18 protein-coding genes and 2 tRNA genes are annotated in these 13,471 nt (G+C 62.4%); 6 read left to right on the forward strand and 14 right to left on the reverse strand.

The window, feature by feature from the left end:
• Positions 1-58: 58 nt before the first annotated feature.
• From O7A60_RS21895 to O7A60_RS21920, 6 genes are all read right to left on the reverse strand, one after another.
• Positions 59-1,021 (reverse strand): glycosyltransferase family 4 protein, encoded by a 963-nt coding sequence (locus O7A60_RS21895; protein ID WP_337107974.1) that lies wholly within the window; start codon positions 1,019-1,021, stop codon positions 59-61.
• Between the two features lie 212 nt (positions 1,022-1,233).
• A complete protein-coding gene (locus O7A60_RS21900) occupies positions 1,234-2,022 on the reverse strand; it encodes a GGDEF domain-containing protein (RefSeq protein ID WP_027144482.1) in 789 nt (262 codons plus the stop codon).
• A 200-nt stretch (positions 2,023-2,222) separates the two neighbouring features.
• Complete coding sequence (locus O7A60_RS21905) at positions 2,223-2,444, reverse strand: hypothetical protein (protein WP_027144483.1); 222 nt, start codon at positions 2,442-2,444, stop codon at positions 2,223-2,225.
• 593 nt (positions 2,445-3,037) lie between these two features.
• Entirely contained in the window at positions 3,038-3,910 is an 873-nt protein-coding gene (locus O7A60_RS21910) for a ferritin-like domain-containing protein (protein WP_337107975.1), read from the reverse strand.
• 324 nt (positions 3,911-4,234) lie between these two features.
• A tRNA-Arg gene (locus O7A60_RS21915) sits at positions 4,235-4,311 on the reverse strand.
• A 47-nt stretch (positions 4,312-4,358) separates the two neighbouring features.
• Positions 4,359-4,664, reverse strand: coding sequence for an ETC complex I subunit (locus O7A60_RS21920; RefSeq protein WP_337107976.1), 306 nt, complete (start codon positions 4,662-4,664; stop codon positions 4,359-4,361).
• Between the two features lie 124 nt (positions 4,665-4,788).
• Between O7A60_RS21920 and O7A60_RS21925 the strand changes: the two genes are divergently transcribed.
• Both O7A60_RS21925 and O7A60_RS21930 read left to right on the forward strand, forming a co-directional pair.
• Positions 4,789-4,865: transfer RNA gene (locus O7A60_RS21925), tRNA-Pro, on the forward strand.
• 121 nt (positions 4,866-4,986) lie between these two features.
• On the forward strand, positions 4,987-5,268 hold the full coding sequence (locus O7A60_RS21930) for a hypothetical protein (RefSeq protein WP_337107977.1): 282 nt from the start codon (positions 4,987-4,989) through the stop codon (positions 5,266-5,268).
• 30 nt (positions 5,269-5,298) lie between these two features.
• On the opposite strand, the gene O7A60_RS21935 is transcribed toward O7A60_RS21930, so the two are convergent.
• The 5 genes from O7A60_RS21935 to O7A60_RS21955 form a co-directional block, all read right to left on the reverse strand.
• Positions 5,299-5,682 carry a type II toxin-antitoxin system VapC family toxin gene (locus tag O7A60_RS21935; RefSeq protein WP_140507454.1) on the reverse strand — a complete coding sequence of 128 codons (384 nt, stop codon included), beginning with the start codon at positions 5,680-5,682 and terminating at the stop codon, positions 5,299-5,301.
• Positions 5,679-5,936, reverse strand: a complete 258-nt coding sequence (locus tag O7A60_RS21940; RefSeq protein WP_337107978.1) for a type II toxin-antitoxin system Phd/YefM family antitoxin — start codon at positions 5,934-5,936, stop codon at positions 5,679-5,681. The genes O7A60_RS21935 and O7A60_RS21940 overlap by 4 nt, the downstream gene beginning before the upstream one ends.
• A 327-nt stretch (positions 5,937-6,263) precedes the next feature.
• Positions 6,264-6,968, reverse strand: a complete 705-nt coding sequence (gene hdaA / locus O7A60_RS21945; protein ID WP_337108067.1) for a DnaA regulatory inactivator HdaA — start codon at positions 6,966-6,968, stop codon at positions 6,264-6,266.
• Position 6,969: 1 nt separating this feature from the next.
• A complete protein-coding gene (locus O7A60_RS21950; RefSeq protein WP_337107979.1) occupies positions 6,970-8,250 on the reverse strand; it encodes an AI-2E family transporter in 1,281 nt (426 codons plus the stop codon).
• Positions 8,225-8,779, reverse strand: coding sequence for a CDP-alcohol phosphatidyltransferase family protein (locus tag O7A60_RS21955; RefSeq protein WP_337107980.1), 555 nt, complete (start codon positions 8,777-8,779; stop codon positions 8,225-8,227). The genes O7A60_RS21950 and O7A60_RS21955 overlap by 26 nt, the downstream gene beginning before the upstream one ends.
• Positions 8,780-8,988: 209 nt before the next feature.
• Here O7A60_RS21955 and purM point away from each other — a divergent pair, with 209 nt between their 5' ends.
• Genes purM through O7A60_RS21970 form a run of 3 tightly spaced genes read left to right on the forward strand, consistent with a single transcriptional unit; the run spans position 8,989 to position 11,333 of the window.
• Positions 8,989-10,098 carry a phosphoribosylformylglycinamidine cyclo-ligase gene (gene purM / locus O7A60_RS21960; protein ID WP_027144488.1) on the forward strand — a complete coding sequence of 370 codons (1,110 nt, stop codon included), beginning with the start codon at positions 8,989-8,991 and terminating at the stop codon, positions 10,096-10,098.
• Positions 10,095-10,808, forward strand: a complete 714-nt coding sequence (purN, locus tag O7A60_RS21965; protein WP_140772491.1) for a phosphoribosylglycinamide formyltransferase — start codon at positions 10,095-10,097, stop codon at positions 10,806-10,808. The genes purM and purN overlap by 4 nt, the downstream gene beginning before the upstream one ends.
• A 15-nt stretch (positions 10,809-10,823) precedes the next feature.
• The gene (locus O7A60_RS21970) at positions 10,824-11,333 is read left to right on the forward strand and encodes a SixA phosphatase family protein (RefSeq protein WP_337107981.1); all 510 of its coding nucleotides are present in this window, start codon (positions 10,824-10,826) and stop codon (positions 11,331-11,333) included.
• A 37-nt stretch (positions 11,334-11,370) separates the two neighbouring features.
• Here the strand turns inward: O7A60_RS21970 and O7A60_RS21975 are convergent, their stop codons facing one another.
• The 3 genes from O7A60_RS21975 to O7A60_RS21985 all read right to left on the reverse strand — a co-directional run bounded on the left by O7A60_RS21975 (position 11,371) and on the right by O7A60_RS21985 (position 12,303).
• Positions 11,371-11,613, reverse strand: coding sequence for a DUF680 domain-containing protein (locus O7A60_RS21975; protein ID WP_337107982.1), 243 nt, complete (start codon positions 11,611-11,613; stop codon positions 11,371-11,373).
• A gap of 216 nt (positions 11,614-11,829) precedes the next feature.
• A complete protein-coding gene (locus tag O7A60_RS21980; RefSeq protein WP_140507466.1) occupies positions 11,830-12,057 on the reverse strand; it encodes a DUF680 domain-containing protein in 228 nt (75 codons plus the stop codon).
• A gap of 45 nt (positions 12,058-12,102) precedes the next feature.
• A complete protein-coding gene (locus O7A60_RS21985) occupies positions 12,103-12,303 on the reverse strand; it encodes a DUF680 domain-containing protein (protein WP_015318441.1) in 201 nt (66 codons plus the stop codon).
• 487 nt (positions 12,304-12,790) lie between these two features.
• Here O7A60_RS21985 and O7A60_RS21990 point away from each other — a divergent pair, with 487 nt between their 5' ends.
• Complete coding sequence (locus tag O7A60_RS21990) at positions 12,791-13,468, forward strand: response regulator (protein ID WP_140749266.1); 678 nt, start codon at positions 12,791-12,793, stop codon at positions 13,466-13,468.
• Positions 13,469-13,471: the final 3 nt, after the last annotated feature.

Consider the following 13,471-nt stretch of genomic DNA (forward strand, 5'->3'; position numbering starts at 1 on the left):
CAAACGGCTACGTGGACTATTGGCGGAGAATATCTGGAGGCCGATGGCGCGGGTGCCGCTAGCGTCGGTAGAAATCCAGCCGCTGTTGCAACGCCTGGGGTGAAAACAGCTGCTCGACTGTCTGCCGCGCCTTGCGGCCGACCGTCGCCCGCAGGCCCGGGTCGGCTTTGAGATCCGCCAGGATCCGCGCCGCCTGTTGCGTCGTTTCAAACAGGAAGCCGTTTTCGCCATGCCTGATGTGGTCGGCGTAGCCGCCTTTCGCATGGCAGACCACGGGCAAACCGCAGGCCATCGCCTCGAACACCACACGGCCGAACGTCTCCACATGGGAGCCGGTGCGATAATAGAACACGTCGAGCGTCGGCAGGAACTGTTCTGCGACAAATTCACCCTGCGGCAGGAGTTCGAGTTGCGGATGCGGCGCAAGCCTGTCCTTGAGTGGCATGCCGCCCTGAATCCGCACCGCGATGCCATCGCCAAGCAACGCCTCATAGAGCGCCACATCGTCGGCGTGATGCTTGTCCGCCGTGTCGCGGCTCAGCCGCCCCACGGTGAACGGACCGTTTGGCCTTGCCGGCAGTGGCGAGAAGCGCTCGATCTCGATCGGCGAGGCATGGACGACGCCTTCGACCTCCAGCATGCGCCTCTGAAAGTCGGAGATCAGCACCAGTTCGGCAGCGGGCCAACCCAGCAGGCGCGGCCTGCGTGTCGTCAGAGCGATGATCTTGGGATGAAAGGTGTTGAAGACATAGATCAGCCGGTGCGGCCGCGGGATCAGATAAGGCCACATCTTGTTGCGCCAATGCGCGCCAAGAAAGACATAGGTGCCGCCATCCGGCACATTGCGTGTTGCCGGTGAGACGCGGCGTATCGGAAATTCCCGCATCAGGTCTTCGGATAGGCGCGACGAGGTTGCCCAGAGGCGCACCTGCGAGCCGGCGCTCAACAGCCGATACAACTCCAGGGTTTCGCGCTCACTGCCGCCAAACGGGTTCTGAAAGCCGTTGAATAAATGGATCATGATCGCGGTGCTTACTGGGTTCTATCCCGGCGCGTTTCGCCATTCATTGCCTGCACCCCAAGGGTCGTGCCGTACCCATGAACCGCACGATCGAGGGACTTAAGAGGCAGGACTATTTCCGGCGATACTTCCTACATTGCTTGCCCGGAGGAAGCACACAGACAAGCAAGCGTCAAGGAAGCGGCCGGTGCGAGCTCGCTGCGAGGCCGCCGTCAGTGGACGGTAGCGATGCTGGGCAGAGACACCAGGGAGGCTTCCGCCGGATCGAAGCTGACCTGATCGCGCCCGTTCGACTTGGCGGCATAAAGCCGTCTGTCGGCGGCGGAGAATATTGCCTCGTAGGTGGTCGGCCCGCTGAAGCTGGTGCCGCCGATGCTGACGGAAAGCGGGCAGGAGCGGCCGCCTGGGGAAAAGTCCATTTCGCGTATCCGTCGGCGAATGCCTTCGGCAACCAGCCAGGATTGCGAGGGGTCGACACCGGGCAGGAATACGCCGAACTCCTCGCCGCCGATCCGGCCGACGATATCGCCGCCACGCAGCTGGCCCTTGATCGCCTGCGCGATCAGTTTGAGCGCCTGGTCGCCGCAATCATGGCCGAGACGGTCGTTGATCGACTTGAAGTGGTCGGCATCGATGATCAGCAGCGCGCCGGAACGGGTCTCTTCCTGCTTGCGGGTCTGCTCGAGATAGGCTTCGACCAGCATCGAGAAGGCGCCGCGGTTCAGCACCGCCGTCAGGCTGTCCGTCGCGGCGATGACGCTGAGGTCGCGCTGGGCTATCGCCAGCTGGCGGATCTTCCACATCAGGAAAAACAGAAACGAGCCACCCAGCACCAAGGGCAGCAGTAGGTCGGTCAGCTTCGCGCGCCAGACAGATTCGGGCGAAAGATAGGGGAAATTGAACGAATCGACGAAAAACGCCACGGCGATAAAGAATGCCGTGCCGGCGCCGGTGACGGCGATCACCCTGCCCCAGCTGGTCGGCGACAGGTCCAGCTTCATCCCTTCCACTCCGTTAGCCGTCCCTACTATGACGTGCCAACGCAAACAAAATGATAAGACTTTCCTTTCAATTCGACATCGGATGACGGGGAGACGAGATCAGATGGCCGGGAGCGGGGCACGATCGCCCAATAGCGGCCGTGTCCCGGTCGTGGAAGCAAATTTACTCTCCGCATTTCGGAGCGGGAGCAATTCCGAAGTCAGCGGGTGGACGCCGGCCCAACCGCCTCGGCGACGAAGGATGCCGCGATCAGGTCGTCGGCATCCAGCTGCAAGGAATCGCCGCCAGCTCCCATGATGGCCGCGACCTTGTGAAAGATTTTCATCTCATGGCCGGAAATTTCGGCATTCTGCATTCGGGCCCTGAGGTCGGCGATACGCCGCCCCAAGGCAGGGGACGTTCCAATCTCACGTTTCGACATAACCTGGTTTCTCCTCCCCCAACCCATGCTTGTTTTGCCCCACCCATTCGCTTGCCCGCACATTGCCCTTTATGAGGCTCCACGAATACAAGCCCCCGAACGCGCAGTTTTGGCCAAGGTTCCAACACGGCCAGATCACGAAATAATTCCAGAGCCCGGCTGGCCCGGAACTTCTGTTCCAGCTTCCATCACACGGCGTGGCAGCACCGACAGGCAAGGGTGAAGGTCAAATGGCGGCGTGAGGTCATGCGGCGTAAGCCATTGAAATAGTAGCAATACCGACAGAATTCGACCCGGCGACCCTCGGCTTGGAAGATCGAAAGAACATGAACCTTTCTCAGGAGTGTTCCAACTTGCGACACTCTGCAGCATGTGGAGCAGAATAAGAAACTTGGAACTATGCGACGAAGCTAGACGCCCTTGGCCTTCGCATAACCGTTCGGTATAGAATTGGCGATCAGGAGAATGACTGTGACGTTGTGGCCGCAGTGTTCACATCGTCAGACGGCGGTTGAGCGGCGGCGCCATGAGGAAGGCGCGCCCCGAGTGCCGCTCCTGAGCTCGCCTGCGCGATCTGATCCCTCGTGAACGGCTCAGGTGCTCTTCAGCGTACCGTTCATTCCTTCCGGATAGAAGCCGCCCTTGCTGACGCCGTCCTTGTCGGTGAGATACACAATCCGTAGCACTTCCTGCGGTGTTCTGGTGAACGCGATCGCGTCGGGAGTCGAGGGTACGATGTTGGCTCTGCCATTCACCTGGATGCCCTGGTCCTTGTCTTCCGGCCCGTCGATCTTGTCTCGTGCATCGGAGACAGCGTTGGCGGCCTTCCAGGCCTTCTCTCCCTTCCGGTATAAGGTGGAACGCGCCATTCCCATATGGTAAGCCTCGACCGCCAATATGCCAGCAGCGGCGGCGAGGAATTCCTTGTTCTTCAGAACCGTCGCCGCACCGGCATAGGCGGTGACGCCAACATCCTCGAACAACATGCCGCCGAGAACGAAGTTGGTTTCGTTGCCGAAGGGATCGAAGTCCGGTCCAAGGCCAGCTGCCTCCGCGACAGCCTTGAATCCTGCATCGAAATCGATGGCCGGTCTGTCGACGGCGTTCTTTCCCAGCGTCTTGCGGTAGAACCGAACGTGCGCGAGTTCGTTTTCAGCAACTTCCTGCATGAATTCGCCGATGGCTGGGGTGTCGAACGACACCTTCTTTCCGCCAACGACCTCGCCGGGTTTCGAACCGGCATCGGCGGCGTCAATGCCTTTTCCGGTGGTGCCGCGCAGGTAGTATTCGGCCTCCATGTATTCCAAGTTGAGCGCAAAACGGAAAATGTCTTCGTCCTGCATTTTCTCCTGGGCATAGGCGCGAGAAACTGGCGCCACGCCCGTCGTCGCGGCGAGGCTGGCTCCCAGCCCAAATTGCAATGCCTGCCGACGAGAAAGGTGGAGTGAGGGGATGGCACGTATCATAGCTTTCTCCCAAAAGCCCGCCGGCATCACCTGTTGGCACCCGATCGCGGGCCAACTGCCCCAACTCCGCGATAGGAGGAATGTTCCTGCGTGCGGGTTTCAAAATGGTCCGGCTCGATCCGAGACCAGTGCGCATCGGCCGGCGTGCCTCAAGCGATGGGAGCATGGCGCCCGACCCGGCCCGCCCGCCAGCGATCGAGACCGCATCATGGAGGCGCGGCGCGCTGCGCCACCCTGACCGACACGCGCTGGACGTTCCACAACAGCGGCTACGCGTCCGAGTTGGAACTTTTCACCCACAGCGGCACTAAGTAACTGAAATTGTGGCGATCCCGACAGGATTCGAACCTGTGACCATCGGCTTAGAAGGCCGGTGCTCTATCCAGCTGAGCTACGGGACCGTTGGCCGGCCAATGGGCCGGCTGAAATACTTGGCGTTGGCCGCCGGTCAATGCGTCCAGGGCGTCCTGCGGTCATAGCGGAAATTCTCCGCATAGGAAATCTGGCGGCGCTTGGTCTCTTTCGGCTCCTCGACGCGGAAGGCAAGCCCTTCCTTTTCGGCGTAGGCAACCGCTTCTTCGCGCGTGTCGAAGGTGAGCTTGATCTGGCTTCTCATGTCTCCCGAGGTGGTGTAGCCCATCAGCGGGTCGATCTTCTTGCGCATCTCGGGATCGAATTCCAGCACCCAATGGCCGGTCTTGGCCTTGCCGGACTGCATCGCGGTTTTGGCTGGGCTGAAAATGCGCGCGGACATGGCCACCTCTTTGTTGTGCGAGGCAGCGTCGCCGCCCGTAGGCCGTCATTACTGCGCATTGGCACCGGCGGCAAGGTTTTTGCACTTGCCATGTAACACCGAAATGAATAGGCAACAGACCGTTCGGAGTGTAGCGCAGCCTGGTAGCGCATCTGGTTTGGGACCAGAGGGTCGGGAGTTCGAATCTCTCCACTCCGACCATTTCTCTCTAAAATGCGATGCCGATGGCACCGAAGGGTTTTGCCCTTATTCGCGTTTCACCATTTCCGGCTCGCTTCCCTCGCCATTGCCGGCTTAAGCTGCGGCAAACGGGGGATTTGCGGTGCTTGGGATCGATGCTTGGGTGTCGCTGTTCGGGCCGGCCTATTTTGCCTATGCGGGCGTGACGGTTCCGTTCATGGTGACGTGGGCGATCGCCTGCGCGGCCCTGGCGATGTGGAACAATCGCGAGAGCCGCAGACAGGCCAGGCTGGCCCCGGGCATAGCCGCCTCCCATTCCTGGCCCGCCAGCATCGGGATGTTCGTGCTGGTCGCGGCCTGTTACATCGCCACGCATTCCGCCGTCTATGTGGTGGTCCGGCATTTCGTCAGACTATGGCTGTGACCGCAAGCTCACCGGCTGACGGTGCCACGTTCAGAGCACACCCTCGATATCGGTTTTCGAAAAATCGGCTCCGACATACAACAGCCGGCAAGCGTGCTCCTTCGCCACTTCATAGGAGAAGCAATCGCCGAAATTGAGCGCGGCCGGGTGGATGCCCTTCCCCCATTGCGCATAAGCCTCCGCGATTCGCCTGGCTGACGCCGGCGTCACCGCAACAACCTCGAAGCCAAGCCCATCAATCAGGCTGGATAGCTCGGCAGCGATGCCACGATGGGCGGCTACGATCAGCGCCTCGGCGACGGTGCCGGCGGAAATCAGGAGGTCATCTTCGGCTTCGATCGCGGCGATGCAAGCGGCGGCCCGAGGCTCATCAAGTACGATCGCCATAAGTGCAGAGGTATCGACCGCGATCACTCGGGCATGCCGTCTTCGCCATAAAGGAAATCCTGGCTACGGGCGGCGGATGGCCCCGCCGTCGCCTTGGCCGCCCCGGCAGTGCGCGCGGCTTCCAGAAGCGCCCGGCGAGCTCCCTTTTCGGGCATTGCCTTGATGGGAACCAGCCGCACGGCCGCATGGCCGTGGCGGGTCAGAATAACCTCGTCGCCCGCCTCCGCGCGGCGCACCAGTTCGGTCAGCTGTCCCTTGGCGTCGGTGACGGATACCTGCATCGATCACTCCGCACGGACCATTCTGTGGTCCAAATCTTCGACGGAAAAATAGACCATCGAATGGTCCATTTCAAGAGTTTCGACGATGCGACTGGTCAGTGTTGTTGGGTGAATGTCCGCTGCGGCGGCACCCGCTCGATACAGTCTTAAAGGCAAGCTCGCCGGGCGAGAACCCCAACCGCCTCATCCCGGCGAGCCTACAACCTGATTTGGAACGCAATCAGGACCGGGGTTAGCCGGCAACCTCGCGCTGCAAGACCGGTGCCAATCTTGTGTGCCAAAACGGGACCGAGGTGGAGACGGAGAATCGCTGGAGCCCTGAAGCCATCAAATCTCGAACTCACCCTGCCCCTCGTCCATGGCGCTCACGGTCTCGGCGGCCAGTGCCCTTGTGATCGGCATCTTGCGCTCCAGCGCGGTGCGATCCAGGCGCTCCACCACACGCATCGCAGTTGCCAGCGAACGCTCGATGCGCCGCACCAGATACTGCACGACATGCGGCTCGACCTCGACCTGCCGGTCGGCGAACAGCTTGGTGATGACGCCGGCGAGCAAGAGATCGTCAGGCTCGTGGATCTCGACGGTCGCCGCCGCCTTCAGCCGCGAGGCAAGATCGGGCAGCTTGACGCCCCAGGCCGACGGAAAGCGCCGCGCCGTCAGAAGCAGTGTCGAGCCAGCACCGCGCACGGTATTGATCAAATGGAACAGGCCTTGCTCATCGACCGCGCCGCTATCGACATCGTCGATCAGCGCCGACCGCGCACCGAGATTGGCGATGCTGTCACCCATGCGCCTAGTGTCGATGGCCACCGCGTTGGCGCGAGCACGCCAGATCGAGGCCAGATGCGTTTTGCCCGAACCAGCGGGACCTGCCAGCACCACCACTGGTGCTGGCCAATCCGGCCAGCGGTCGACCAGTGCGGCCGCCTGGTTATTGGTGCCGGAGACGACCAGCTCGTCGCGCGAATAACCGGTGCCGTGGCCGAGATCGAGCGGCAGTTGGCGCGGCGGATCGGTTCGCTGGGCAGTCACGTCAACGACGCGGTTGCGTGCGATGGCCGCCACCGCGATCGGCCGGCAACGGCGGCGCGGGTGCTGTCGCGTGGCCCTTGTAGAGCGGCGATTCCAGATAGCGGGCGATGGCAAACCGCACCAGAACGGCAACCGCCGCGGATGCAGGAACGGCAATCAACAGGCCGACAAAACCGAACAGCGCGCCGAAGGCGAACAACGCGAACATGAGCCACACCGGATGCAAGCCGACACTTTTGCCAACCAGCCTGGGCTGCAGGATGTTGCCTTCGACGAACTGGCCGATAAAGAAGACCACGGCAACGGCGACAATCATCGTCCAGTCCGGCCAGAACTGGACGAAGGCAACGCCGACGGCCAGCACCAGCCCGGTCAATGAGCCGACATAGGGGATGAAGGAGATCAGCCCGGCGAACAGGCCTATGAGGATGGCGAAGTTCAGCCCCGTCAGCGTCAGGCCGGTGGCATACATGGCGGCCAGCACCAGGCAGAGCGTGCCCTGGCCACGCACGAAGCCGGCGGTGGCGGTGTTGATGTCGCGTGCGATGGCGCGGACCGTCGCCACGTTGTCGCGCGGCACCCAACTGTCGATGACCGCCACCATGCGATCCCAGTCGAGCAGCATGTAGAAGGCAACCACGGGCGTCACCACGAACAGGCTGACCACCGAGACCAGCGCCACGCCCGAACTCCAGATCGAAGTGAAAACCGTGGTGAGCAGGCCGAAACCGGAGGTCAGCAGCGAGTTCAACCCGTCGCGCAGGCCATTGGCGTTGACGCCGAATTTCTGTTCCAGCCACTTCGGATCAAAGGAGGTGATCAGGCTCTGCAGCCGCGTCAGGTACTCCGGCAGCTTGCCGGCGAAATCGGCCATCTGCGTCGCCAGCACCGGAATGAGGATGACGAAGGCCAGCACCAGCACGATGAGGAAGGTGATGAGGATGACCACGGTCGCCATGAAGCGGCTGAGGCCGAGCCGTTGCAGCCGGTCGGCGACCGGATCAAGGAAATAGGCAAGCACCATGCCGGCGACGAAGGGCAGCAGGATGGCGCTGAAGACATAAAGAAAAAGCGCCAGGATCGCGGCACCCGCCAGCCAGAAGAAGATCTGGCGGCGGAACGTGGCCGACGCCTCGGCCTCCGCCGCCGTCTCGCCGGCCGGCACGACGACGACCGTCTGGTCGTCCACGGTCTTGCCCCGCGCCACCGCTTTGCGGGCGGCCGGCTTGCGGGCAGCCTTGCCGTCGATGGGCTTGTCAGCCTGATTTACCGCCTTCGCCATAGCCGCTCATATGCCTCAGCCAAGCCACGAGATAGGCCGCGGCCGAAGCCACGGTCAAGACCCCGGACAGCAATATGAGGGTGGGCCGCAGAGGGTCGAGGTGCCCGGCAAAGGCGAGTTCCCCCAGCACAACCGCCGCCAGCGCGATCTGTATGGCGGTATTGGCCTTCGACACCAGAAACGGCTTTATCTCGACGGGATGGCCGATCACCGTGGACAACAGGACCGCGCACACGATCAGCGCGTCGCGCGACACCATGGTGACGACCAGCCACAGCGGCAATTGCCCGATGAAGCCCATGACGACGAACACCGAAACCAAAAGCAGCTTGTCGGCGATCGGATCGAGATAGGCGCCGAACCTGGACTGCTGGTTGAAGCGGCGCGCGATGAAACCGTCGACACCGTCGGAAAGGCCGGCAACGACGAAGCCGGCAAAAGCCCATTCCCAACGTGCCTGCAACATGGCCAGCACCACGGCAGGCACCAGCACAAAGCGCAGGATGGTGATCAGGTTGGGGATGGTCAACGCATTGTCCCGCCGTATTATGCCTCGAGATAGATGAGGGAGATGGAGGGCCGAGGCAAGGGAGAAGCAGGCTGGGCCAGCGGCAGACGCAGTGCGCGATGCCCCGGCTATCCACGCTTTTGTCGACCAAACGGCGCCCGGTTCGGCCGTTATCCTTGCGGACCGAAACCGTTCATGCGAAGAGCCCGCAAACGAGCAGGAACATTGCGATGAGCAAGCGCGAAACCGGCCAGCATAAAACGGGCCAGAACAAAACGGCCAAGCGCAGAAACGGGCTCACCTATGCCGAGGCCGGCGTCGACATCGATGCCGGCAATCTCATGGTGGAAAAGATCAAGCCGCTGGTGCGCGCGACGCGCCGGCCAGGCGCGGATGGCGAGATCGGCGGCTTCGGCGGCCTGTTCGATCTCAAGGCCGCCGGTTTCACAGATCCGGTGCTGGTCGCCGCCAATGACGGCGTCGGCACCAAGCTCAAGATCGCCATTGATGCCGGCAAGCACGACACGATCGGCATCGACCTCGTCGCCATGTGCGTCAACGACATCGTCGTGCAGGGCGCGGAGCCGCTGTTCTTCCTCGACTATTTCGCCACCGGCAAACTCGATCCCGAACAGGGTGCCGCGATCGTCGGCGGCATCGCGCAGGGTTGCCGCCAGGCCGGCTGCGCGCTGATCGGCGGCGAGACCGCCGAAATGCCCGGCATGTATCACGGCAAGGACTATGACCTTGCCGGCTTTGCGGTGGGCGCGGCCGAACGCGGGCAGCTTTTGCCCACCGACGACATCGTCGAAGGCGACGTGCTGCTCGGCCTTGCCTCCTCCGGCCTCCATTCCAACGGGTTTTCCCTGGTGCGCCGCATCGTTGCCGCGAGCGGCCTGGCGTGGAGCGATCCGGCACCGTTCAACGACGAGGCGACGCTGGCCGAGGCGCTGCTCGAGCCGACCCGCATCTACGTGAAATCGCTCCTCAAGGCGATCCGCAACACGCACGGCATCAAGGCGCTGGCGCACATCACCGGCGGCGGCTTCCCGGAAAACATCCCGCGCGTGCTGCCCAAGGATTTCTCGGCCGAGCTCGACCTCGAAGCCATCGACGTGCCGCCGGTGTTCTCCTGGCTGGCCAAGACCGGCGGCGTGGCGCCGGAAGAGATGATGCGCACCTTCAACTGCGGCATCGGCATGATTTTGGCTGTCGCTTCGGGTCAGGCGGCGCAGGTTGCGGCCGTCCTGCAGGAAGCCGGCGAGACGGTGACGCCGATCGGCCGCATCGTGCCGCGCCGCGACGCCGGCGTCATCTATCGGGGCTCGATCGGCCTATGAGCGCGCGGAGGAAACGCACAGTCGTTTTGATTTCGGGGCGCGGCTCCAACATGACCGCGCTGATCGCGGCGGCCAGCGACCCGTCCTTCCCGGCCGAGATCGCAGGCGTCATCTCCGATAAGGCGGACGCCGCCGGCCTCGTCATCGCCAGGGCACGCGGCATCGCCACACAGGTCATTTCGCGCGCCGACCACGGCAGCAAGCAGGCGCATGACGCGGCGATCGACGCGGCACTCGCGGCCTTCAATGCCGACATCGTGGCGCTGGCGGGCTATATGCGCATCCTGACCCCCGGCTTTGTCCAGAAATGGCAGGGCCGCATGATCAACATCCACCCTGCCCTGCTGCCGGCCTTCAAAGGGCTCGATACCCATGCCCGCGCGCTGGCCGCCGGTATCCGCATCCATGGCTGCACGGTGCATTTCGTGACATCCGAGATGGATGACGGCCCCATTATCGCCCAGGCTGCGGTGCCGGTGATGGTCGGCGACAATACCGATACGCTGGCTGCCCGGGTGCTGAAGGCCGAGCATCGGCTCTATCCGCTGGCGCTTGGACTGGTGGCCGAAGGCAAGGCGCGCATGGAGGAGGGCCGCGCCGTGCTCGCCCACTTTGCCGACGATGCCGACAACGGCACCTCGGTGGTGATGGCACCCGACCCGCTGCGCGAGGAAGCCGATCTCGAGCAGCTGGCGCGGATCACGCCTTAAGCCGAGGACACGGCGATGAAACAGCTACTCCTCCTACGCCATGCCAAATCGAGCTGGGATGATCCTGATCTCGATGATTTCGACCGGCCGCTCGCGGAACATGGGTTGAAGGCAGCCCGATTGATCGGTCGCGAGCTTGCCGCGCGCGACTGGCTGCCGGACCTTGCATTGGTGTCACCGGCGCTGCGCACCCGCGATACGTGGCGGCTGGTGGCGGCGGAACTGCCCGCGCAGCCTCGGGTAGCGTTTGCCGAGGCGCTTTACGATGCTCCAGCGGCGGATATTCTGAGCCAGGTGCGCAAAGCAGACCCGTCGAGCGGCTGCCTGCTGGTTCTCGGCCACAATCCGGGCCTGGAGGATCTGGCAAAACAGCTTGCCGGACCGGGATCGGAGGCGAAAGCGCGCAAGAGGCTCGAGCAAAAGTTTCCGACAGCAGCCCTCGCGCGCTTCGTCTTTGAACACGATTGGTCTGGCCTGTCGGCCGCCCGGCTGACGCACTGTCTGCGGCCGAAGGATCTGAGCTAGACGGGTGCGGCAGATCAGACCTGCCGCACCCCTGATATCAGTTGCCCCATATGCCCTGGCCGGGCTCCGGCCAGTCGATGCCGGGCTTGATCTTGGCGTCGGCAGCCTTGTGCCTGGTCATATTCGTGTTGTCGTCGACGGCGCCGGTGGCGGCGTGGTCCACGCCGGCGACCGGGGCGACCGGCTGGTTGGCATTGTCCGAGCCATAATGGTCGCTGCCGGCGAGTGCACCTCCGGTTGCGACGAGCATAGCGGCGGCAGCGAGAGCAAGTCTGTTCATTTCAATCTCCAGGTTCATCCGTTGGGCGGCGTCTTGGGAGGACGGTTCCGCTGAGGACAAGACCAGAAGCAGCCTGGTTTTATTCCTGACCGTGAAATGTTTTTTGCCGACTGCGAAGATCGGCTGATACACGGCCAATGCCGAGGGCTCATCCAAAAAAACAAGAGCGGCGGGCCAGGCCCACCGCTCTTTGTCGTCACGCGATGCTTGAAGGGATCAGCGGCCCCAGATGCCTTGGCCCGACTGAGCAGGCACCTTGGCATTGACGTCAGCCTGCGCCTTGTCCGCCTTCAGGATCGAACCGGTACGGAAGGTGTCGACATTGGAGGTCGACTGGCTGGCAACCGGCTGGTTGGCGTTGTTGGAGCCGTAGTTGTCGCTGCCGGCAAAAGCGGTGCCCGTGGCAACGAGGATGGCGGCGGCGGTGAGTGCGATCTTGGTCATTTCAAGTACTCCTGAATTCAAAGGTGGATGGATTGGCAGTCGTGATTAGCGGCCGAAGAGGTTGCGGTCAGCGCCCTGGGGAGCCTGGACCGACGCTGCCGTCGACTTCGAGGTCGAAGCGGTGACCGAATGGTCGACAGTGGCGGCAGGCTGGTTGGCGTTGGCCGAGCCATAATTGTCGCTGCCGGCAAAAGCAGTGCCCGTGGCAACGAGGATGGCGGCGGCGGTAAGAGCGATCTTGGTCATTTTATTTACTCCAGAATTTCTTTGTTCTGTCCGTCTAGTGGCGTGCCCTTGGGAGGATTTCGCGTCGCTCGGACCACCTCCAGATGGGAAAGGCCTTTTGGGATTTCTAGTCGCATCGGTTTTGCAGTATTTCACTACATTATGGACAATGCATATTGCACCGCAGCATTTTTAGTCTGATTTATCACATGTTTTCACATGGTTAGCGTTTCATCTCGGGCGCATGCCAGAGCAGATCGGAGGACATTGTTCACCGTTTGCGATACAATCCGTCAACCAGAACCGAACCGTTCGGTTCGATTTAATCTTCAAAACAGGGTGTCTGAGCCTGCAAAAATCGGATCCCGACCGCAGCCAAGCCGCATTTGCCTTGCGTTGCGATCGAGACTATCGATCATTTCGGGTCCGATTGCCGAATGGGCCCGCCAATCGAGCCCGAGGCGGCCGTTGAGATCGAAAGTGGGCGGATGCTGGAACGGCAATAGACATGCGATTGCTGCTTGTGGAGGACAATCGCGAACTGGCGGACTGGCTAGGCAAGACCTTGCGCCAGGCCAATTATGTCGTCGACATCGTCCATGACGGCGAGGATGTCGAGCATGCGCTCGCCGCCGGCAACCACGCGCTTGTCATTCTCGATCTTGCGCTGCCTCGCATGGGTGGACTGGAAGTGCTGCGCATGCTGCGAACACGCGGCAACCGGGTGCCGGTGATCGTACTGACTGCCAATGCCAGCCTCGATGGCCGGGTCAAAGGCCTCAACGAAGGCGCCGACGACTATCTGCCGAAGCCCTTCCAGATCGAGGAGCTCGAAGCACGCATCCGCGTCCAACTGCGCCGCGCCAATGACCGGACGGCACCGGTCGTTGCCTGCGGCGACCTCGTCTTCGACACCAACACCAGGCTGTTTTCGCTCGGCGGCGAGACGCTGGCATTGACGCCGCGCGAACATGCCGTGCTCGAGCAGTTGATGATCAAGGCGGGACGCACCGTGAGCAAGGCCGCCTTGTCCGCGGCGATCTATGACTTCGAGACCGACGCCGATCCAAGCGCCATCGAGATCTATGTGCACCGTGTGCGCAAGAAGCTTGAAGGCTCGCGGGTCCAGATCACCACTTTGCGTGGCCTGGGCTATCTCTTGCGCCACGATGATCTGGCGCCATGATGA

This window comes from Mesorhizobium salmacidum (SeqCode), from assembly GCF_037179605.1.
Lineage (GTDB): Bacteria > Pseudomonadota > Alphaproteobacteria > Rhizobiales > Rhizobiaceae > Mesorhizobium > Mesorhizobium salmacidum.